General features: G+C 27.0%; 19 protein-coding genes and 2 riboswitches. Of the genes, 10 read left to right on the forward strand and 9 right to left on the reverse strand.

Annotated features, from left to right (window positions below; all coding sequences use genetic code 11):
- Positions 1-6: 6 nt before the first annotated feature.
- Together ACYUET_RS10775 and ACYUET_RS10780 are read left to right on the forward strand one after the other, a co-directional pair.
- Positions 7-441 carry a GNAT family N-acetyltransferase gene (locus ACYUET_RS10775; RefSeq protein WP_460279506.1) on the forward strand — a complete coding sequence of 145 codons (435 nt, stop codon included), beginning with the start codon at positions 7-9 and terminating at the stop codon, positions 439-441.
- Between the two features lie 159 nt (positions 442-600).
- A riboswitch (glycine riboswitch) is annotated at positions 601-692 on the forward strand.
- Between the two features lie 2 nt (positions 693-694).
- Positions 695-779: riboswitch (glycine riboswitch) on the forward strand.
- A 73-nt stretch (positions 780-852) separates the two neighbouring features.
- Entirely contained in the window at positions 853-2280 is a 1428-nt protein-coding gene (locus ACYUET_RS10780) for an alanine/glycine:cation symporter family protein (protein ID WP_460279508.1), read from the forward strand.
- A 110-nt stretch (positions 2281-2390) separates the two neighbouring features.
- On the opposite strand, the gene ACYUET_RS10785 is transcribed toward ACYUET_RS10780, so the two are convergent.
- Positions 2391-2663, reverse strand: a complete 273-nt coding sequence (locus tag ACYUET_RS10785) for an acylphosphatase (protein WP_460279511.1) — start codon at positions 2661-2663, stop codon at positions 2391-2393.
- A gap of 262 nt (positions 2664-2925) precedes the next feature.
- On the opposite strand from ACYUET_RS10785, the gene ndk reads away from it, so the two are divergent.
- Entirely contained in the window at positions 2926-3339 is a 414-nt protein-coding gene (gene ndk, locus ACYUET_RS10790; RefSeq protein WP_460280048.1) for a nucleoside-diphosphate kinase, read from the forward strand.
- A 53-nt stretch (positions 3340-3392) separates the two neighbouring features.
- Here the strand turns inward: ndk and ACYUET_RS10795 are convergent, their stop codons facing one another.
- From ACYUET_RS10795 to ACYUET_RS10815, 5 genes are read right to left on the reverse strand one after another with little or no spacing between them, the layout of a single operon-like run.
- Positions 3393-4457, reverse strand: a complete 1065-nt coding sequence (locus tag ACYUET_RS10795; RefSeq protein ID WP_460279513.1) for an ABC transporter substrate-binding protein — start codon at positions 4455-4457, stop codon at positions 3393-3395.
- A gap of 1 nt (position 4458) precedes the next feature.
- Entirely contained in the window at positions 4459-5244 is a 786-nt protein-coding gene (locus ACYUET_RS10800) for an ABC transporter permease (RefSeq protein ID WP_460279514.1), read from the reverse strand.
- The gene (locus tag ACYUET_RS10805; protein WP_460279515.1) at positions 5238-6080 is read right to left on the reverse strand and encodes an ABC transporter permease; all 843 of its coding nucleotides are present in this window, start codon (positions 6078-6080) and stop codon (positions 5238-5240) included. The genes ACYUET_RS10800 and ACYUET_RS10805 overlap by 7 nt, the downstream gene beginning before the upstream one ends.
- Positions 6073-7122, reverse strand: coding sequence for a spermidine/putrescine ABC transporter ATP-binding protein (gene potA, locus ACYUET_RS10810; protein WP_460279516.1), 1050 nt, complete (start codon positions 7120-7122; stop codon positions 6073-6075). Before potA ends, ACYUET_RS10805 begins: the two co-directional genes overlap by 8 nt.
- Before the next feature lie 23 nt (positions 7123-7145).
- Positions 7146-7685: a helix-turn-helix domain-containing protein gene (locus ACYUET_RS10815; protein WP_460279518.1), complete on the reverse strand. Its 540-nt coding sequence runs from the start codon at positions 7683-7685 to the stop codon at positions 7146-7148.
- A gap of 341 nt (positions 7686-8026) precedes the next feature.
- Here ACYUET_RS10815 and ACYUET_RS10820 point away from each other — a divergent pair, with 341 nt between their 5' ends.
- Together ACYUET_RS10820 and ACYUET_RS10825 are read left to right on the forward strand one after the other, a co-directional pair.
- Positions 8027-9121 carry a GNAT family N-acetyltransferase gene (locus ACYUET_RS10820; RefSeq protein ID WP_460279520.1) on the forward strand — a complete coding sequence of 365 codons (1095 nt, stop codon included), beginning with the start codon at positions 8027-8029 and terminating at the stop codon, positions 9119-9121.
- Positions 9122-9351: 230 nt separating this feature from the next.
- Entirely contained in the window at positions 9352-10179 is an 828-nt protein-coding gene (locus tag ACYUET_RS10825; RefSeq protein WP_460279521.1) for a YcdB/YcdC domain-containing protein, read from the forward strand.
- Between the two features lie 104 nt (positions 10180-10283).
- Here ACYUET_RS10825 and ACYUET_RS10830 read toward each other — a convergent pair whose 3' ends face one another.
- Together ACYUET_RS10830 and ACYUET_RS10835 are read right to left on the reverse strand one after the other, a co-directional pair.
- Entirely contained in the window at positions 10284-11684 is a 1401-nt protein-coding gene (locus ACYUET_RS10830; protein ID WP_460279523.1) for an alanine/glycine:cation symporter family protein, read from the reverse strand.
- A gap of 365 nt (positions 11685-12049) precedes the next feature.
- Positions 12050-14533 carry a transglycosylase domain-containing protein gene (locus ACYUET_RS10835; protein WP_460279525.1) on the reverse strand — a complete coding sequence of 828 codons (2484 nt, stop codon included), beginning with the start codon at positions 14531-14533 and terminating at the stop codon, positions 12050-12052.
- Positions 14534-14639: 106 nt separating this feature from the next.
- On the opposite strand from ACYUET_RS10835, the gene yunB reads away from it, so the two are divergent.
- Positions 14640-15308: a sporulation protein YunB gene (gene yunB, locus ACYUET_RS10840; RefSeq protein WP_460279527.1), complete on the forward strand. Its 669-nt coding sequence runs from the start codon at positions 14640-14642 to the stop codon at positions 15306-15308.
- A gap of 124 nt (positions 15309-15432) precedes the next feature.
- Here the strand turns inward: yunB and hpt are convergent, their stop codons facing one another.
- Positions 15433-15954 (reverse strand): hypoxanthine phosphoribosyltransferase, encoded by a 522-nt coding sequence (hpt, locus tag ACYUET_RS10845; protein ID WP_460279528.1) that lies wholly within the window; start codon positions 15952-15954, stop codon positions 15433-15435.
- Between the two features lie 310 nt (positions 15955-16264).
- Between hpt and hflX the strand changes: the two genes are divergently transcribed.
- The 4 genes from hflX (at position 16265) to ACYUET_RS10865 (ending at position 21340) form a co-directional block, all read left to right on the forward strand.
- Positions 16265-18082 carry a GTPase HflX gene (gene hflX, locus ACYUET_RS10850; RefSeq protein ID WP_460279529.1) on the forward strand — a complete coding sequence of 606 codons (1818 nt, stop codon included), beginning with the start codon at positions 16265-16267 and terminating at the stop codon, positions 18080-18082.
- A 270-nt stretch (positions 18083-18352) separates the two neighbouring features.
- A complete protein-coding gene (locus tag ACYUET_RS10855) occupies positions 18353-19261 on the forward strand; it encodes a nucleotidyltransferase domain-containing protein (protein ID WP_460279531.1) in 909 nt (302 codons plus the stop codon).
- Positions 19262-19276: 15 nt separating this feature from the next.
- Complete coding sequence (locus ACYUET_RS10860) at positions 19277-20692, forward strand: aminotransferase-like domain-containing protein (RefSeq protein ID WP_460279532.1); 1416 nt, start codon at positions 19277-19279, stop codon at positions 20690-20692.
- Positions 20693-21340 (forward strand): YigZ family protein, encoded by a 648-nt coding sequence (locus tag ACYUET_RS10865; RefSeq protein WP_460279534.1) that lies wholly within the window; start codon positions 20693-20695, stop codon positions 21338-21340.
- Positions 21341-21523 lie beyond the last annotated feature (183 nt).

Below are 21523 nucleotides of genomic sequence, written 5' to 3' on the forward strand. Positions count from 1 at the left end.
TAGGGTATGAATATATTAAGAGTTAATGAGTGTGATTTAAAAGAATGTGCAAGGTTGTTTGTTAAAGTGTTTAATGGAGAACCTTGGAATGATAAATGGACTTATGAAAGTGCATATAAAAGATTAAAGGATATTTATATGTGTCCAAATTTCGTTGGAATTAAATATGTAGAAGATAATGTAATTAAAGGTGCTATATTTGCAAATTGTGAAGAATGGTATGAAGGAAAACATTTAAATATAAAAGAGGTATTTGTTTCAAATGAATCACAAGGAAATAATATAGGAAGTATTTTAATTAATGCTATAGAATACGAAGTTAAAAGAATAGGAGTAGATTTTCTTATATTATTTACACAAAATAATATGTTGAAAAATTTCTATATAAAAAATAATTTTAAAGAAGAAAATTCCTTAAGTATAATGACAAAAAGTATATAATTAAATAATAATAAATATTCGTTATTGTAAGATTTATATAAGTTTTTATACTTAATAAATATAAAGAAATCAGGTATTTATAAATTTAGAAAAACTGGAAATACTTGCATTAATCAAAAAATACATATATAATTGAACCATAAATTAAAGAACGTTCGGATGAAGGTAGTGGGAGAGTTATTAATATAATGAGAATTATATTAATACACCGAAGAGGGAAATCTTTCAGGTATTGGGACCGCTACTGGACGAGCCTCTGGAGAGACTCATTTATATGAGCACCGAAGGAGCAAGGTAATTTATATAATTACTGAAACTCTCAGGTAAAAGGACAGGGGATAGGATTTAGTCAAATTAATTTTTGGTTCAATTCTTATTCTCCTCCATAATAAAAATTAAGGAGGATTTTTTATGTTATTATCAAATCTATTATTATCAACAGCGGGAGTACAAAATTTCTTTGAAACAATTGACAGTATTATTTGGGGCCCGCCATTACTTATTCTTTTGTTAGGAACAGGAATTTACCTAACAATTCGTCTTAAATTATTACAAATATTTAAATTACCAATGGCATTAAAATATGTATTTGGAAAAGATGAAGAAACTACAAGTGAAGATGCAGAAGGAGATGTATCTAGTTTTGCTGCGTTATGTACAGCTTTATCAGCAACTATAGGAACAGGAAACATAGTAGGAGTGGCAACAGCAGTTAAAGCAGGAGGACCAGGAGCGTTATTTTGGATGTGGATAGCAGCATTTTTTGGAATGGCAACTAAATATGCTGAAGGAGTACTTGCAATAAAGTATAGAGAAGTTGATGAAAATGGTCAAATGTGTGGAGGACCGATGTATTATATTCAAAATGGTCTTGGAATCAAATGGCTTGCAAAATTATTTGCACTTTTTGGTGTAGGAGTTGCCTTTTTTGGAATAGGTACATTTGGACAAGTTAATTCAATTGCATCAGCAGCAGCTAATTTTAATATTCCATTAAAAGTTACAGCAGTAGTTGTAACAGTCTTAGTAGCTTTAGTAACTTTAGGTGGAATAAAGAGAATATCTAAAGTTTCAGAAGCACTTGTACCATTTATGGCAGTAGCATATATAATCGGATCAATAATGGTACTTATATTTAATTCACAAGCTATTCCATCAGCATTAGGATTAATAATTAAAAGTGCATTTAATCCAGAGGCAATTGGAGGCGGTGTATTAGGCATTACAATTACAATGGCAATTAGAAATGGTATAGCTAGAGGAGTATTTTCAAATGAATCAGGACTTGGTAGTGCACCAATAGCAGCTGCAGCAGCAAAAACCAAATCAGCAGTTAGACAAGGCCTAATATCAATGACAGGTACTTTTTTTGATACAATAATTATATGCACTATGACAGGACTTGCAATAATTATTACAAGTGATTACACTGGTGTATTTGAATTAGGAGCAACAATTGAGGGTGCTGGGCTTACATCAGCAGCTTTCCAAGTTGGATTACCAATAGCATTTTTAGGAAAGTACATTGTTAATATAGGCTTGATATTCTTTGCTTTTACAACAATACTTGGATGGAATTATTATGGAGAAAAGTGTATTCAATATTTATTTGGTACTAAATCAATTTTACCATATAGAATAATATATATAGTATTAGTTGCTATAGGACCATTCTTACCATTAGAATTGATATTTATAATAGCAGATATAGTTAATGGTTGTATGGCATTTCCTAATCTAGTGGCATTAATAGGTCTGAGAAAAGTTGTAATTCAAGAAACTGAAGAATTCTTTGAAGAAATGAAATTGAAACAGTGCACAAATGAAGTTAGTGCTTAAAATATAGAGAAATAATAAAAAGGTGATATCTTTAAGTTTGTATTTGAAGATATCACCTTTTTTATCTAAATAAATATAAAATTTTAAGCTATGTTTTAAAACGTAAAAAATTAATACTTTATTTTAAACTTTTTTTCATTAGAAATTAGGGGGATGGGAGCTATATCTATATCGATAACTTTAGCAAATTTGTTACTTACCATTATATAAGAAATAAAATCATCAATATTTGCTTGTTTTCCTTGTATTTCAATTTTTACATTTCCAGAATCAAGATTTTGAGCATATCCAGTTAAAGAAAGTTCAGTAGCTTTTAATTGAGAAAAAAACCTGAAGCCAACACCTTGAACTCTTCCTATTACTATTAACGAATATCTAACCATAATGTTACCTCCTAAAAATATTATTACAATTTATTAAAGAGCTATGCTATAAAAAAATTATATTTTAGATAGTTACTTTTTAAAAGTGAGAATAAGTGTTATAATGAAATCATTTACAGTAGTTATTATAAGTTAATCTTTAGATTTAAAGTGAACAAGTAGAGATATTTTTATAATAACATAACTGGAAAAAAATAAAATTATTTATAATTTTAGGAAAATTGTATATAATATAGGTAATCAATTAAAGGAGGCGACTTAAATTATGGAAAAAAGTATGGTATTAATTAAGCCGGATGGAGTAGAGAGAAATATAATAGGAAACATTATAAGTTGTTATGAAGCTAATGGATTAAAGATAGTTCATTTAAAACTTATGCAAGCAACAAGAGAAATTGCAGAAAAACATTATTCTCAACATAAAGGAAAAGACTTTTATGAAGAGTTAATAACTTTTATAACAAGGAGTCCCCTATGTGCAATTATATTACAAGGTGAAGATGCAGTAGCAAAAGTAAGGAAAATAAATGGGGCAACTAGCCCTGATGATGCTGAAGAAGGAACAATAAGGCATAGATATGCTAGAAGTAAGACAGAAAATTGTGTTCATGCATCAGATACTTTGGATAGTGCTAAAGAAGAAATTGAGTTATGGTTTCCAGAATTAAACCAATAATTTAAAATAACAAAATCCTTAGATGTTGTATATACTATCTAAGGATTTTGCTATTAGTTAGATGTTTTAACTTTCATCCAAGCATCATCATATAATTTTAATGAATTATCTAAATCAATAAATACTTCACATTTATCTAATACTTCTTTAGTTGGATAAGCTCCTTTATCATTTTTTATATCATCATCTAACATTTCATATGCTTCTTTATTAGGGGTTGAATAACCTATATAGTCAACATTTTGTTTTGAATTTTCTGGATCACAAAGAAAATCGATTAACATTTCTGCTTCTTCTTTATTCTTAGCACCTTTAGGAATTACCATTGCATCAAACCATTTATTTGAACCCTCTTCTGGAATTACATATTTTAATTTAGGATTTTCTGATTTTATAAAATTTGCATCTCCAGACCATACTGTAGCAAGAGCAGCTTCTTCATTAATCATTTTATCTTTAACCTCATCTACATAATAAAGAGGAGATAAAGATTGCTTTTGTTTTATTAATTCTTTAGTAGCTGCATTTATTTCATCAGGGTTTGTACTATTTATAGAATATCCTAGTTTTTTCAAAGCGATAGCTAAAGTATCTCTCATTGAGTCAAACATGATTATTTGCTTATTATTATATTTTTCATCCCATAAAATATCCCAACTAGTAACCTTTTCTTTTACTATATCAGGATTATATATTATACCTATAGTTCCCCACATATAAGGAACTGAATATTCATTAGTAGGGTCATATGCCAAGTTTTTAAAATTATCATCTATATAATCGTAATTAGTTATATTATCAAAATTTAATTTTTCAACCATATCTTCTTTAATCATTTTTTGAATCATATAATCAGATGGTATTACTAAATCATAGCTACCAGGAGTACTTTTTAGTTTTTGATACATTATTTCATTTGTATCATATGTTGAATACTCAACATGAATTCCTGTTTCATCTTCGAATTTAGCTAATAGATCTTCATCAATATAATCACCACAGTTATAAAAGTAAACTGTTCCAGTAGATTGTGTTTTTCCATTAGAACATCCTGAAAAAAGACTTAAACTTAATAAACTAGTTAGAGCTAAAGCACCAAAAATTTTGAATTTTTTCAAACTAATCACCTCTTACAGAATTTTGCTTTTTATTTACTATGATTAATAGGGTTAAAACAGTTAAAAACATTAAAGTTGAAAGAGCATTTATTTCTGGTTTAATTCCTCTTCTTGCCATTGAGTAAATCTCTATAGAAAGATTGGTTACACCAGGACCAGTAGTAAAGAAACTTATAACAAAATCATCAATTGACATAGTAAATGCCATAAGGAATCCTGAAATAATACCTGGTTTAATTTGAGGAAGTATAACTTTTCTAATACTATACCAAGGTGTTGCCCCCAAATCTGCAGCAGCCTCTAATGTATTTTCAGGAAGCTGTTTTAGTTTTGGCAGTACTGAAAGTATTACATAAGGAATATCAAATGTAATATGGGCTAAAAGCATAGTAATAAATCCGAATTTTAAATTTATAAATATAAACATACTCATAAGAGCAATACCTGTAACTATATCAGGATTTAAAACAGGAAGATAATTAACATTTAAAATTAAGGATTTCTTTTTACCTTTCATTTGGTTTATACCAATAGCAGTTAAGGTACCTACTATTGTAGCTATAATAGAGGCTAAAACTGCAATTAATATTGTATAGTAAAGTGCTGACATAAGTCTTTGGTTATGAAATAATGTTTTATACCATTTAAAAGTAAAGCCAGTCCACTTTCCCATAGTTTTAGAACCATTAAATGAAAATATCATTAAAGTAAAAATAGGTGTATACAAAAATAGAAAAATAAGAAATAAATAAAAACGTTTTATAAAATTTTCCAATTTATTTACCATAGTTGTCCACCACCTTCTTTACTGTCACTATTTTCAAACCTAGATGTAATAGCCATAAAAATTAATATAATTATCATCATAATTATGGAAATTGCAGAGCCTAAGTTCCAATCACCCATAGTTGTGAATTGTTGTTCAATTAAATTACCTAATAGCATATATTGACCGCCACCCAATAATCTTGAGATTACGAATGTAGAAACAGCAGGCATAAATACCATTGTAATTCCAGAAATCATACCAGGAATACTAAGTGGCATTATAACTTTTGTAAAAACCTTAATTCTACCAGCACCTAAATCATGTGCTGCATTTATTAAATCTTGATCCATTTTTATTAAAGAAGTATAAATTGGGAGAACCATAAAAGGTAAGAAATTATAAACCATTCCTAATAAAACTGCTCCATCATTGTAAAGAAAAGAGATAGGTCCAATACCTAAGTTTCTAAGTAAAAGATTCACTAAACCAGTTTTCCCTAATATAGGTACCCAAGCATAAGTTCTTAATAAAAAATTCATCCACATTGGTAAAATAAATAACATAATTAAAAAATTTCTTTTACGTGTATCCATTTTTGCAATTATGTATGAAATAGGGTAGCCAATAATTAAACATGCTATTGTAGATTCAAATGCTAAGCATAATGATTGTTTAAATATATATAGATATTGAGGATTAATTAATTTATTATAGTTGTCTAATGAGAATGAATAACCTAAATTAGTTTTTGTTGTAAAGCTGAAAAATAATACTATAATTAAAGGAATAACTATAAATAAGGCACTCCAAATAACGTAAGGATATGCTAAAATTGAAGTTTTTTTCTTATTCATTATCAGCACTCTTTTTCATAATATGAATATCTTCAGGATATATATCTAATCCTATTTCAGTATCAACTTCTGCATATTTTGTATTATGAAGTATAAATGTAAAATCATTTACAGAAACCAGTATTTCATAGTGAACTCCCTTAAACATTACAGATTCAACTTTACCTTTAAGCATTCCATCTTTTGCTTTAACTATTTTTATATCCTCAGGTCTTATAACAACATCTATATTTTCAATTTTCTCAAAACCTTTATCAACGCAAGTAAATTCTTTTTCACAGAATTTAACTTTAAAATCATCAATCATTATCCCATTTAAAATATTACTTTCACCTATAAAATCCGCAACGAAAGCATTTGCAGGTTCATTGTAAATATCCTCTGGAGCACCCATTTGTTGAATTACTCCTTTATTCATAACAATAATGGTATCAGACATTGTAAGAGCCTCTTCTTGATCATGAGTTACAAATATAAAAGTAATACCAATTTCTTGTTGGATCTTTTTTAGTTCTATTTGCATTTCTTTTCTAAGTTTTAAATCTAATGCCCCTAAAGGCTCATCTAAAAGTAAAACTTCAGGTTTATTTACTAATGCTCTTGCTATGGCAACTCTTTGTTGTTGTCCACCACTTAAAGAATCGATACTTCTTTTTTCAAATCCTTTTAAAGCAACTAAGTTAAGCATTTTTTCAACACTTTTTTTTATTTCATCTTTTGGCATCTTTTTTAACTTTAATCCAAAAGCGATATTTTCAAATACATTCATATGAGGAAATAATGCATACTTTTGAAATACAGTATTTACTTTTCTCTTATAAGGTGGAAGAGCAGAAATATCTTCATGTTTAAACATTATTTCACCAGAATCAGCATTTTCAAATCCCGCAATTATTTTAAGTGTGGTTGTTTTACCACATCCACTAGGACCTAATAATGTTAAAAATTCATTCTTTTTAATGTTTAAAGATAAATTATCTAATACTTGCTGTTCACCATAAGATTTATTAATATTATGTAGTTGTATTATATTATCGCTCATAAAAGAACACCTCTTTCTAAAATTTAAAATGATGGTGGAGTACTTATCCAAATAACTTTTGCTGTTGTTTTACCAGCATTACAAATATAATGATTAACTTTTGGTTTATAGTAAAAGCTTTCACCTTTTTTGACTTTATATTTTTTCTTTCCTAAATGAAGATAAATACTTCCTGAGAGTACATAGCCGAATTCTTCGCCTTCATGAGGTTCTTCTTCAATATATTGTCCTCCTGGATTGAGTGTTATCATAATGGGTTCCATAGCATTTTTCTGAGCGTTTGGTATGAGCCACATTAAAGAATATTTAAGTTCTTCACTTTCTGTTGTAAACATATCATCATTACTAAAAGTAACTCTTTCTTCTTTTGTTTCACTAAAAAATTCATTTAAATTAGTGCCTAAAATTTCAAGTATGTCCATTAGGGTAGCAATGGATGGAGAAGTTAAATCATTTTCTAATTGAGATATAAATCCCTTTGATAACTCACATCTATTTGCTAACTCTTCTTGAGTTAATTGTTTTTCCATTCTTAATACACGAATTTTTTCTCCAATTTGCACAATTTACACCTTCCATTGAATATATAATATACTCACTTTTACTAAACCTTAAGTTTAAAATTACTAAACAAACAATCATATTATATAGACTTTAAAAGCAAAAATCAAGATTTTTTTTGAAAAAATGAAAAAATATTTTCTTACGTTACAATACTGTTTACAAGTAAATTGGAAATGCTGTTTAGTAAAGTAGAGTTATAAGTATATATATACTAAGAATTTATATTAAAACAGTTAATTTTAAAATAATAACTTTAAATATCCATTTTTTGCATAATGTATTGATAAATAAGGAAAAATATGAGATATTAAAAAGAAGATTAAAAATATCAGGTGATTTTATGCAAAAAAAAGATGGTCTATATAGAAGAAACGGAAAATTAGTATATATAAAACAACCCGAATATGAGGAATTAGTATTTACATCAAAATTATGGTCAAGTGAAGAAACTATGAAAGATATTGGAGGAGTATATAATTTTACAGAAAATAAATGGGATAGTTTTTATAAGAAGATGGTTTATCCAACAGATAGAAAAAATTTTTATTGTCTAATATATAATCTTGAGGACGAACCAGTTGGAGAAGTAAGCTTTCATGGATATGATCCTATTACTAAAATAGCAAGATCTAATGTAAAAATATTCTATAAATACAGAAAAAGCGGATATGCTGAAGAAGCTATGAAGTTAATGCTAGAATATTATTTCTTTGATTTTGAAGGCGAAATAATGATGGACAATGTTAAAAATGAAGAAGGTAAAATATTTGCTAAAAAAGTTGGTTTTAAAGAAGTTAGACAATATAAAGAAGAGATTACATATAAATTAACTAAAAATGATTTTTTAAATTTGCGAGATAATAAAGTTAAAACTGTTTCTATAATTATGTATAATGAGATGGATATAACAAATTATACTTTGATATGTAGTATACTTAATAACGCAAATAGTTTAGCCAATAAAAAAATATTTAATATTCAAAGCATATATACATTAAATAATATTACTTGTAGCAACAATTTAAAATTTGAATTGCCTACAATTCAGGATGAGTTATTAAATCCCAATATTATAATTCTACCAGACACTAAAAATATAGAATATATATTTAAAAATAATAAAATAATAGGATATATATTAAAACATTATAATGATTGTGATTATATATGTACAGTTGGAGAAGCAATTAAATTTTTAATTAAAACAAATTCTTTAAATGGGATGCTTGTTCCAGATATTGATGATATACATAATTTAATTAAATCAAATAATTTAAATACCACTAAGGTAATTAATAAAAATTTTGTTGATAATGGAAAGGTTATGATAAGTTCAAACTTAATTGGGGTAATAGAGATGAGTTTATCCATAATTTTAAAAACTTCTGGTAAGGAGTTAATGGATAGAACTAAAGAGAAGTTAGGCTTTATATAAATATGAGGGCATTCAAAAAATAATAGACCAGTATGATTGCCTATTTCGCGTCATACCGCGTTAGCAAATCTAGTTAATAGCTCACTATTAGCTGAACTTGCTTCATTATCTGACACAAAATGTACAATGCTACTTTGGTCTATTATTTTATTTTATGTGCCTAAATTTGATAAAATATAAATGCTATTGTAAAATATATATATTAATAAATTTTATCAAGGAGGGTATTGATGAATTCTAAAAATACTAAAATAATGGCTAGTATTATTTTAGGAATACTTATTATAAGTGCAATTTTTGTAATATATAGATTTGTAGGTTCAGGGTCCAAAGAAATAAAAGTAGCAAAAAATTTCATAGAAAAATTATATAATATGGATGCAATAAATAAACAGGAAAAATTAGAGAATATAAAATATAAAAGAGTGAGAACTATTAAAACTAAAAATGAATTAATTTATAAAACTGTAATGGCAAATTCATTTGGAATAGACTTAGATAAAAATTATAATGTTATAGGATTTGCTAACAAAGAAACTATAAAAGCAAATTCTAAAATAACAGTTGAAGAAGCTAAAGAAAAAGCAGATAAGTATTTAAGTAAAATATATTCTGGAGAAGTTATATTTAAAAATATAAAAACAGATGAAGGTACAGATGAATTACCTTATTATTCTTTTATTTATTTGAACTCTAAGAATGGTTATCCATTTTATTTTGATGAAATAACAATAAATATAAATAAAGAAACAGGTAATTTAGAGAATTATGCAAATTTGTCAACTCAAAAAGAATGTAAAGAACCAATAATAAATATTTCTGAAAGTGAAGCTGAGAGTGAAGCTATAAATTATTTTAACAAATATAATAAAGAAGCTCAAATAATTGAAAAAACTCAAATGGCTTATGCTGATAAAAAAGATAAAGCTGAAGATAAACCTATATCAGAGTTATGTTATGTTGTCGTTGTAAAAGGAAAGAATCAAGATAATATTGATATAACATTAAAAATATTTATAAGTACTGCAAGTAAAGAAGTAATTAATAGTATAAAATAATAAAAGAATTATGATTAATTTCAGCAATTAAAAATAGCTATAAAAATGATTTGAAATTCATTTTTATAGCTATTTTTTATGTTAACTCGTCCTATTATTAAATTTTAATCCCATTCATCAGCATTTTTTAAACTAGGGATAGAAGAAGCTTTGAAGACTGGCTCTTTTATTCCAGATTTTTTTTGTTTAACATAATCATCTAAAGCTTTGAATGCAAACTTTCCTAGAAGAGTTATAGCAGTTAAATTTATTAAAGCCATAAAAGCCATGAATATGTCTGCTAGATTCCATACAATATCTAAGCTTGCTATAGAACCAAAAAATACCATTGAAGCAACAGCTATTCTATAAAGTGTTAAATATATTTTGTTTTTAGTTAAAAATTCTAAATTTGATTCACCATAATAATAGTTTCCAACTATAGAGCTAAAAGCAAATAAAAATACACATATAGCAATAAATATACTTCCAAACTCTCCGATTTGGGAATTTAAAGCATTTTGAGTTAGTTGAATTCCAGTTAATCCACTAGTTAAATCAACATCTGAAAGTAATATTATAAAAGCAGTACAACTACAAATTATTAATGTATCAGTAAATACTCCTAAAGTTTGAATTAATCCTTGTTTAACAGGATGTGAAACGTTGGCAGTTGCAGCAGCATTTGGAGAACTTCCCATTCCAGCTTCATTTGAGAATAATCCTCTTTTTATTCCAATAAGCATTGTTCCACCAATACTTCCACCGATAGCTTGTTTAAATCCAAAAGCATTTTCAAAAATTACTACAAATAATTTTGGAAGTTCAGTGAAATTTCTAAAGACTACAAATAACGCAACAAATATATATGCTAAAGCCATTACAGGAACTATTATTTCTGAAACTTTAGCAACTCTATGAACTCCACCAAAGATTATAAATGTAGTTAAAATCGTTATTATAAGTCCAACTATTGATGTATTTATTCCAAAAGCTTCATTTAACGCAAGTGATATAGTATTTGATTGTACTGAGTTAAACACTAAGCCAAACGTTATTGTAATTAATATTGAAAATAAGATACCCATCCATTTTTTGTTTAAGCCTTTTTCTATGTAATAAGCAGGGCCACCTCTAAATGCTCCATTTTTATCTTTAATTTTGTATATTTGAGCAAGTGTAGATTCAACAAAACTTGAAGCTGAACCTATTAATGCTATTAACCACATCCAAAAAATAGCTCCAGGGCCACCTATAGATATAGCAATTGCTATACCCGCTAAATTACCAGTTCCTACTCTTGAAGCAGTACTTATACAAAAAGCTTGGAATGATGATACCCCACCTTTTTCTTTATTTGAATTGAAACCATCTCCAAGTAATCTAAACATTTCTTTAACAAATTTAAATTGAACAAATTTAGTTCTAAATGTAAAGTATATTCCTAACGTAATTAATAGTGCAATAAGGATATAAGTATATAAGAAATTATTAAATGTTGTAATAATTTTATTAAAATCTAACAAAATTTTACCTCCCCCATTTTTAAAGTAATATATATATTACTTTAATTTTATCTTGTTATAAGAAAAAATGCAAGTTTACTAATAAGTTAATTCATATCACTATATAAAGTATTAATTTTTAAAATATAAAATAGGTTGAAAACAACAGTATTATTAGGTTTAAATAACTGGCGTAAAATACTATTAAAAATGTAAAAAAGTATATAAATTAAAAAATGAAAGACAATACAATGAGTTATGCATTTTATTTATAAAAAGAGACGGAGGTACTATTTTATGATTATAGAAGTTAGTAACTTAGTTATTTAAAAAAAATAGATTATTGATTTTATCAATAATCTATTTTAAAAGCAAATTTGAGGTTTTTAATCCGGTTTTAATGGTTTAAGTAAAGAATTTAGTATAGAATTATTTTCATTATTATTTGCAGCAGGAGGAGCATCGTCAGGAGTTTCTTCTTCACTAGGTTCAACTGGTGGAGGAGCTTGAGGTTGTGGAGCTTGCTCGCTTCCTGTATAGCTATCTTGTGAACTTGGTAGTACATAAGGATAATCTTGGGTTATTGGGTTTGGATATTTTTTAGTTATAAATATTCTATTTCTAGTTAAAAATGATGGTGTATTAGGACCAGCAATTTTATTATTATAACTATTTATACTAGTAGAAACATGAGTAGAACAAGTTTCTTTAGGTTCTGTTCCTTTTATAAACAGTTCTTCACTTACTCTATTTCCTCTTGGATCAGCTGAACATAAAGAACTAGGTAATTTACCTGAATCTTTACATATAGCAACCTTAACAATCCCACTAGGTTCCTCTAAATCTTTTACTTCTAATCCTTCATGTGCCTTAGCCATTATTTTTCCCCAGAGGTTAGCACAGACAGTTCCAGAACCACCTAAAACTGTTTTAGGTGTATCATATCCAACCCATATAGATCCGGATAGATAAGGTGATAGACCTGCAAACCATAAATCTTTAGCATCGGTAGTAGTACCAGTTTTACCAGCAACAGGCATATCGCTCCATTTAGCTGGAGCACCACCATAGAAGTTAACAGGACCTTTTAATAGATCATACATAATATAAGCAGCTTGAGGTGAAAATACTTGCTTTTGATGTGGTTTGCCATCTAAAAGAGTTTTACCTTTTGAGTCTACAACTTTTGTATATAGTATAGGTTCTGTATATAAACCATTATTACCAAATGATCCAAAAGCAGCTGATAATTTATATGTGTTTCCACCGTCTCTATCATTAGGACTATTATTAAATTGGCCTAATGCTACAGTAGCAATAGATTGTTTTGAAGAACTATTAAAAATTAAACCTAAGTTTTCTCCATAAGATATTCCGGTTTTCAATCCTATAGTATTTGCAGTTATAACTGAAGCTGTATTTTTAGAATACATTATTCCTTCACGTGGAGTTATAAGTCCTAAATATTCATCCGGTGAATTTCTTAAAACATTTGGAGGCGCATATTCAGGATAATGCTTATAAACTTCAGGAGATAATGGTGCATCATCAATAGAAGTGGCAGCAGTTATTATTTTTTGGTCTATTCCAGGCCCATAAACTGTTAATGGCTTTGTAGTTGATCCAATAGGACGCAAATCACTGTAAGCTCTATTTATTGATTGAGGGAGTTGTTTGCCTCTTCCTCCTACTAAAGCAAGGACTTTACCAGTTCTATAATCCATAATTGTTGCCGAAGCTTGCAATAATGGAACTCCATTTTTATCATATGTTTCTGAATTACCAACATTTAAATTTTTATAATTATCTAAAGTTTGTTGAGTAAAATCTTGAAGTTTCTTATCCATTGTAGTATATATTTTAAGTCCACCATTAACCATTAGCTTAGAAACTTCTTCATCTGTATATTTATATTTATCTTTTAAGTCTCTCTTAACTTGAGAAACGGTAGGATAAACAAACCATTCATAATTCAATCTATAATCTTTCTTGCTTGATTTAAAAACTAGTTTATTATTATTTAAATCTCCAATAGCAGCATTATATTCAGCCTCTGATATGTATCCCAATTCATACATTTTAGATATTACAGTTTTTGTCCTGTTAATATATCTTGAGGGATCTTCTTTATTACTATCATTATAAGCACTATAATAACTTGGTGCTTGGGTTATACCGGCTAAATAAGCACATTCAATTAAGTTTAAGTCTTTAGCATTTTTACCAAAATACGATAATGAGGCAGCTTCAACACCATATATTTGCCCACCAAGTGGAATTGTATTTAAATAAGCTGTAATAATTTGATCTTTACTTAATTGATTTTCCAATTCTATTGCTAAATAAATTTCTTTAACTTTTCTTTTTATACTCACTTCATTTGTTAATACTGTATTTTTTAGTAGTTGTTGTGTTAGTGTAGAGGCACCATGCAATCCTTTTTGCCCAGTTAAAATCTTTTTAACATCCATTAAGGCAGCGCCTGCAATTCTTTGAATATCTATACCATTATGTTTATAAAATCTTTCATCTTCAATGGAAATAAAGGCATCTTTCAAACTAGTTGGCATTTCATTAGATTCTATAACATAACGTTCCTCATCAGAGTGAAGATTATCCATAAAATCACCATTGCTATCATAAAGACTAGATGGTTGATTTAGTGATAAAACAGCTTCAACGTTTAAAGGCGGTGTAGTTTTTATAATTGCTAATAAATATCCTGCAGCAATAACAGAAATTATTAATATTAAAGTTAAAAAACCAGTTACAATATTTTTAAAAATTTTGGAAGCAGGTTTTTTCTTTCGACTTTTTTTTCTACGTTTTTTATTTTTTTGGGATTTATTTGGAGTTTTTTCAACTGACATTTTATCCTCCTAAGTGTATAAATTCACTAATATTAAATAATATTCTTTATTATTATAGCATACTTATAATAAGAGTAAACTAATAACTACATATAAGGGTGCTGAAATGAAATACTATACAAGACGCAAAAAATATAAAAATTTTCCAATTATAATAATTGTTATTATAACCGTACTTATTATCTTTAATGCATTAATGCTTTTTTTAAATAAAAAATTAATACCATCTCTTACTAAAATGTCTGAAATGACTGTAAAATCTAGAGTGCTTAATATAATAAATCAAAATAGTATTGATATTTTTTCACAAGAATTTAATTATGAAGAGATGATAAAAATACAAAAAGATAATGAAGGCAATATAAGTCTTATACAAGCTGATACTATTAAATTAAATTATTTAATGTCAAAGTTATCAATGAAGTGTAATGAAGAACTTGAAAATTTAGGCGATATAAAGGTTGATGTACCTTTAGGATGGTTTACTGAGAATAGTCTTTATTATAGTTTAGGTCCCAAAGTACCAATTAGAGTTAAAAATTTAGGCAACATTAATGCTTTTTATGAATCGGAATTTGAAAGTGCAGGGATTAATCAAACCAGACATATAATATATTTAAATGTGGAAGCGAAAGTTAGAATAATATTACCAACTAAAACTGATGATCTTGAAATAAGCACAAAAGTTCCAGTTTCAGATACTATTATAGTTGGAAAAATACCTAATACTGCAATTGATTTTAATGGAAACATTAAGGAGAATATTTCAAAATAAATATAATTGTTTTTAATCAATATAGGCCTATCTTAAATGGTATAAATACATTTTAAGATAGGCCTATATTGTTAAAATATAATATCATTATTAAATTATTTAATAATAGTTTAATATTCTATAATTATTCCCAGTTAAATACATAAGGAACGTTTCTATAAAAATCACCGTAATTTAATCCATAACCAACTACAAATAAATCTTCAATTGTAAAACAGCAATAATCAGGTTTAATTTCAACTTTTCTTCTTGAAGGTTTATCAAGTAAAACACAAGTTTTTATTGAAGCAGCACCAAGTTTTTTTACATGGTTTACAACAAAGTTCATTGTTATACCAGTATCTACGATATCATCTACTATAAGAACATCAAGTCCTTCAATATTATCAGGAATATCATTAACGACCTTAACATTACCAGAAGATGTTTCATCATGTCCATAACTAGAAGTAGTCATAAATCCAATTCTAGTTTTTACATTTATTTCTCTAACTAAATCAGCGGCATAGATAAAACTACCTCTTAATAAAGATAAAACATAAAGATCTTTATCTTTATAATCTTCAGTAATAACCTTTCCTAATTCTTTTATTCTAGCATCAATCTCTTCTTTAGAAAAAAGTATATTACGTTTCTTATTTTCCATGTCAATCCGTTGTTCAAATCTATAAAAACATTTATTAAAAAATTATAAAAACCCCAATCAACTAGTTATAAAATCAAATGAATTTATCATAGATTTAACAACAGGTCACCTCCTCTAATTATATCATTATGTTTTTATGTAATATTTTAATAGTATAAAATATTAATAATGTTGTCAAGATAACATATTTGTTATAATTAGTAAAAGTACTTGGGTTTGTTTACAATAAATGATTAATAGTATAAAATTATATGAAAGTTGTCAAGATAGCATTATAGGGCTATTTCGTTTTATGTGAGGTGGTAATTAAATGATAGTTGGAAATATTGAAGGAATTAGAAATTCTATTTTAGAAGAATTAGAAAGAATTTATACTATTAGAACGTCTAAAGATGAGATATGTAATGTAGAAATTCTAAATATAATTGCTAGAGTTTCTGGAATTATTGAAAGAGAAGTAAGTGTTGCAATAAATAGAAAAGGAAATGTAACATCTGTTGCAATTGGAGATTCAACATCAGTAGAAGTTCCAGTTATTGATATAAGTGAAAAAAGATTATCTGGAGTTAGAGTAATTCATACTCATCCTAATGGATATTGTAATCTTTCAGCATTAGATATAACTGCACTTTTAAAATTAAAATTAGATTCAATTGTGTCAGTAGCAATAGATGAAGATGGGAATATAATAGATTTCTCACTTGGAATGCTTAGATTATATAATAATAAATTAGAACATGATGAGCAAATGAATCTTTCTTTAGATGAAATACTTTCTGTAAATATATTAGATAAGGTAAGATTTATAGAAAATTTAATTAAAACAAATGATGTTATTGAAGAAACAGAAGAAAAAGCAATATTAGTAGGAGCTGATACTAAAGAAAGCTTAGAAGAACTAGCAGAACTTACATTAGCTTGCAATATTCCAGTACTTAAAACTGTTTTTCAAAGCAGAAATAAGATAGACCCAGCCTTTTTTATAGGAAGGGGTAAGGTTTTAGAGATAGCTTCAATGAGGCAAATAGAAAGAGCAAATGTAGTAATATTTGATGATGAACTTTCAGGTTCACAAGTTAGAAATTTAGAAGCCGCATTAGGAGCTAAGGTAATAGATAGGACTACATTAATATTAGAGATTTTTGCAACAAGAGCAAAGACAAAAGAAGCTAAGATACAAGTAGAACTTGCACAGCTTAAATATAGATTAAGTAGATTACAAGGACTTGGAACCATACTATCAAGAACTGGAGGTGGTATAGGTACTAGAGGACCAGGAGAAAAGAAATTAGAAACTGATAGAAGACATATAATGGAAACAATATATGACTTAAAGGGTGAACTTAAAAAAATAAAGAAAACTAGAGAAGTCCAAAGAGAAAAAAGAAATAAAGAAAGTATACCTAAAGTTTCACTTGTTGGTTATACAAATGCAGGAAAATCTACATTAAGAAATACTCTATGCGATTTATCAGCAAGAAAAGATACTCAAGGAAAAGAAAAAGTATTTGAGGCAGATATGTTATTTGCTACTTTAGATACTACAACAAGGGCATTAACTCTAAAAAATAAGGGGATAATAACATTAACTGATACAGTTGGATTTGTAAGAAAACTTCCACATGATTTAGTTGAAGCATTTAAATCAACATTAGAAGAAGTTATATTCTCAGATCTTTTATGTCATGTAGTTGATATATCATCTGATACTGCTATCGAGCAATACAAGGCTGTAAATGAAGTACTTAGAGAACTAAATGCTATAGATAAAGATGGAATATTAGTTTTGAATAAAATTGATAAAGCTACTGAAGAACAAATAAATAGTTTTATTGAATTTATACAAAATGATGAAGAGGCAAGAGCACAAGATATTATTAAATTGTCAGCTAAAACAGGAGTAAATTTAGAGGAATTTTTATCATTAATAGAGGAAAAGCTTCCTTATAACTATAAAAAGGTAGAGTTTTTAATACCTTATGATAAGAGTAGTATTCAATCGTTTCTACATAGAAATGGGAGAGTTATAAGTGAAGAGTATAGAGAAGATGGTACATTTATGCTTGTAGAGGTTGATGATGAAGTATATAACAAAGCTAAAGAATGTGTGGTAAAAATAGTAGAATAATTATATAAAATAATAATGTTTAATAAAAATAGAGATATAATTAAATGTATCTCTATTTTTTATGTTTTATAAGATTTAGTAAAGTGAAATTTCTGTATAACTTATATTAAAATATTGATTAGAAAAATAGATATATTAGAAAATTAACTATATAAAATAATATAGTAAAAGTATACAAGCATATTGGAATATTATTTTTAAAATTAGATTTCTTTAAATGGAATTATATTTACGTTATAATGTTAATTAAGAAAAAATGAGGTGATATTAATGATAAAATCCATATTAGATTATCAAAAGGCTTTTCAAAAGTTAATAGATAATTTAAAAACTAACCCAAATGTTTTAGCTATATTTGCTTTTGGAAGCATAATTAATGGAGATCTTTGGGAAGAATCTGATATAGATTTATTTGTTTTATATAAAAATAAATTTAAAGATATTAGAGATGTATACTCAGAAAGTTTAGGGATAAATGTTCATATAAAAATGTTAAGTAAAGAAAGTTTTTTGGAATTATATAAAAGTGACGGAAAAAAAGGATTTGCTAGAAATCTTTTATTATCCTCTAAAATAGTATTTTCAAGAGATGAAGAAATAACTGGGACTTTCAATAAAGCTAGATATAGTTTAGACAAACATATTGGAAGATGGAATTTAGTGTATTTAGGAAAACTAATAAAGGATATTGGAGTTACTAAAAAATATTTGCAAAATGATAGTATATTGACTTCTTATGAAGTTTTAATAAGAGCTTTAGATAGTTTTTCTAAATTATATTTAAATTTAAATGGTTATACAGTAAGTAAAGATTCAGTACGAATGGCAAGTAACTTGAATGATAACTTTAATAAAATTATAAATAGCTTATTTCACAATCCAATAAATAAAGAAAATATTGAGTATACTCTTGAATATATTGATAAGTTTTTAAATATTAATATAACTGTTGCTAGCAAAGTTTTATTAGAATTTTTATATGAAAAGAAGATATTTTTAAGTTCATATGAGATAAAAAATGACGAAACATTTAAAGAATTTGATATAAAAATAGAAGATATATTAAAGGAATTATTAAAAAGAAATTTAGTTAAAAAGGAAGTTAGAATGTTAAAGCTAGAAGAAGATTTAATTCTAATAAACGAAAATGTATATTCACATAAGACATGTAATATATAATTAAGGAGTCATGCTATGATTAATTCTATTGATATATATAGTAAACTAGAATTTAAAGAAGAGATACCTAAATATATTCAAATAGCAAACTTTATAAAAAATTTGATAGAAAAGAAAAAAATAAAAGATGGGCAAAAACTACCTACAATAAGGGAATTATCAGATTTCTTAAATGTTAATTCGATAACCATAGTTAATGCTTATAAAAAACTTAAATCGGAAGGATATGCATATCAAAAAGTTGGAAGTGGAAGTTATGCAAAAGTTAAAGAAATTTCTTTTTTATTTAGAAAAGAATATTCAAATAGCTTAAAGAAATTATCAATAGATGACCTACCAGATATTGTTGATTTTACAGGAGAAACTAATACAGAAGTACTTTTTCCAATAGATGATTTAAAAGAAACTATTAATAAAGTGTTAGATAGAGATGGTGTAAATGCTTTGATATCTAATAATATGTATGGATATAAAAATCTTATTTCAACAATAAATAAAAATTTTTGGGATAGTAAGTTAAATGAAGATGATATGATTATTATATCAGGAGCACAACAGGGGATCGATATAGTGTCTAAGGGAATCTTAAATATTAATGATAATATAATTGTTGAAAAGCCTACATATGGTGGGGCTTTATCTGTTTTTAAATGGAGAAAAGCAAATATATTTGAAGTTCCAGTTGAAAATGATGGTGTGAATTTAGATAAGTTTGAAAAAATACTTCAAAAAAACAAGATAAGGTGTTTTTACACAATGAGTTATTTTCAAAATCCTACTGGAATAAGCTATAGTTTAGAAAAGAAAAAGAGGATACTTGAATTAGCAGAAATATATGATTTTTATATTATAGAAGATGATTATTTATCAGAACTTATTTATGAAGACACAATAAGATATCTTCCATTTAAATGGTTAGATGAAAATGCAAGAGTTATTTATATAAAGAGCTTTTCTAAAATATTTTTACCAGGTATAAGACTTGGGTATTTAGTAGCACCAGAAGTTTTTAGAGAAAGTCTTCAAAATTCTAAGTTTAATACAGATATAACAACATCAAGTCTTATGCAAAGAGCATTAGAGTTATATATATGTGAGAATAAATGGAAAGAAAATATTAAGTATTTAAATTTAGAGTATAGTAAAAGATATAAAGTTATGAAAGAGATATTAGATAATGAACTTAAAGATTTAGTTATGTATATTGATCCTAAAGGTGGGCTTAATTTTTATTTAACTATAAAAAAAGAAGATATAACATCAAAAGAGTTGTTTATAAAATTAAAGAAAAAAGGAGTATATATAACTCCAGGCATTATGTTTTTTACATCACCAAACGATGGACAAAATACATTTAGAATAGGTTTTTATCAGACTGATATAGAAAAAATAAAAAAAGGACTTAAGATTTTAAGAGAGGAGTTACTTTAAATGTCGTATATTACTATAAGAAATTTAGGTGAAGATAGATTTGAAGAAAAAAAATCAGAGTTTATTGGATATGCTAAAAGAGTAGAAACAGAAGAAGAAGCTAAGGCATTTGTAGCAGAAATTAAAAACATGCATAAGCAAGCTAGACATAATTGTTGGGCTTATGTTGTTGGAGAAAATCTGAATATTCAAAGATATTCAGATGATGGAGAACCACAAGGTACTGCTGGAATACCAATACTAGAAGTAATGAAAAAGGCAGGAATAACGGATTGCGCTATTGTAGTAACAAGATACTTTGGAGGAGTATTACTTGGAACAGGGGGACTTACTAGAGCGTATACAAAGGGTGCTAGTATTGCAATAAAATCTGCTGGGATTGTTGAAAAGGTACTTGGAGTAAAAATAAGCTTGGAAATGGATTATGATTTACTTGGAAAAGTTCAATATATTTGCGGACAGAATTCTTGGCACATAGAGGAAGTTGAATATACTGACAAGGTAGTTGCACATATTTTAGCAGAAAAAGATATTGTAGAGTCTATAGAAGGAGAAATGATAGAATCAAGTAGCGGAAAAATAATAATAACTAAAAGTGATGAAGAGATTTATTTTAAAGAAGAAAATAGATTGTATAAGTGTATTTAAAATTACGCTATGTTTTAAGTGGACGTTGATATTGTAGTATAAACAGAATTCTTAGCCTTCAAAAAAGCTTGTATTTGAATGAAGGGTTAGAAGTCGTTATCCAGGAGCGTGTAGCTGTTATGAAATTACAGATACTAGCTATCGGATAAAGCTCATGGACAGAATTCAAATAGGAAACTCGAC

The organism is Clostridium sp. CTA-5, from assembly GCF_054768135.1.

What these genes read in the sequence shown, in the direction of transcription:
- ACYUET_RS10775 (WP_460279506.1), top strand. Translation starts at nt 7, where the DNA reads ATGAATATATTAAGAGTTAATGAGTGTGATTTAAAAGAATGTGCAAGG.
- ACYUET_RS10780 (WP_460279508.1), top strand. Translation starts at nt 853, where the DNA reads ATGTTATTATCAAATCTATTATTATCAACAGCGGGAGTACAAAATTTC.
- ACYUET_RS10785 (WP_460279511.1), bottom strand. Translation starts at nt 2,663, where the DNA reads ATGGTTAGATATTCGTTAATAGTAATAGGAAGAGTTCAAGGTGTTGGC.
- ACYUET_RS10800 (WP_460279514.1), bottom strand. Translation starts at nt 5,244, where the DNA reads ATGGTAAATAAATTGGAAAATTTTATAAAACGTTTTTATTTATTTCTT.
- ACYUET_RS10805 (WP_460279515.1), bottom strand. Translation starts at nt 6,080, where the DNA reads ATGAATAAGAAAAAAACTTCAATTTTAGCATATCCTTACGTTATTTGG.
- potA (WP_460279516.1), bottom strand. Translation starts at nt 7,122, where the DNA reads ATGAGCGATAATATAATACAACTACATAATATTAATAAATCTTATGGT.
- ACYUET_RS10820 (WP_460279520.1), top strand. Translation starts at nt 8,027, where the DNA reads ATGCAAAAAAAAGATGGTCTATATAGAAGAAACGGAAAATTAGTATAT.
- ACYUET_RS10825 (WP_460279521.1), top strand. Translation starts at nt 9,352, where the DNA reads ATGAATTCTAAAAATACTAAAATAATGGCTAGTATTATTTTAGGAATA.
- ACYUET_RS10835 (WP_460279525.1), bottom strand. Translation starts at nt 14,533, where the DNA reads ATGTCAGTTGAAAAAACTCCAAATAAATCCCAAAAAAATAAAAAACGT.
- yunB (WP_460279527.1), top strand. Translation starts at nt 14,640, where the DNA reads ATGAAATACTATACAAGACGCAAAAAATATAAAAATTTTCCAATTATA.
- hpt (WP_460279528.1), bottom strand. Translation starts at nt 15,954, where the DNA reads ATGGAAAATAAGAAACGTAATATACTTTTTTCTAAAGAAGAGATTGAT.
- hflX (WP_460279529.1), top strand. Translation starts at nt 16,265, where the DNA reads ATGATAGTTGGAAATATTGAAGGAATTAGAAATTCTATTTTAGAAGAA.
- ACYUET_RS10855 (WP_460279531.1), top strand. Translation starts at nt 18,353, where the DNA reads ATGATAAAATCCATATTAGATTATCAAAAGGCTTTTCAAAAGTTAATA.
- ACYUET_RS10860 (WP_460279532.1), top strand. Translation starts at nt 19,277, where the DNA reads ATGATTAATTCTATTGATATATATAGTAAACTAGAATTTAAAGAAGAG.
- ACYUET_RS10865 (WP_460279534.1), top strand. Translation starts at nt 20,693, where the DNA reads ATGTCGTATATTACTATAAGAAATTTAGGTGAAGATAGATTTGAAGAA.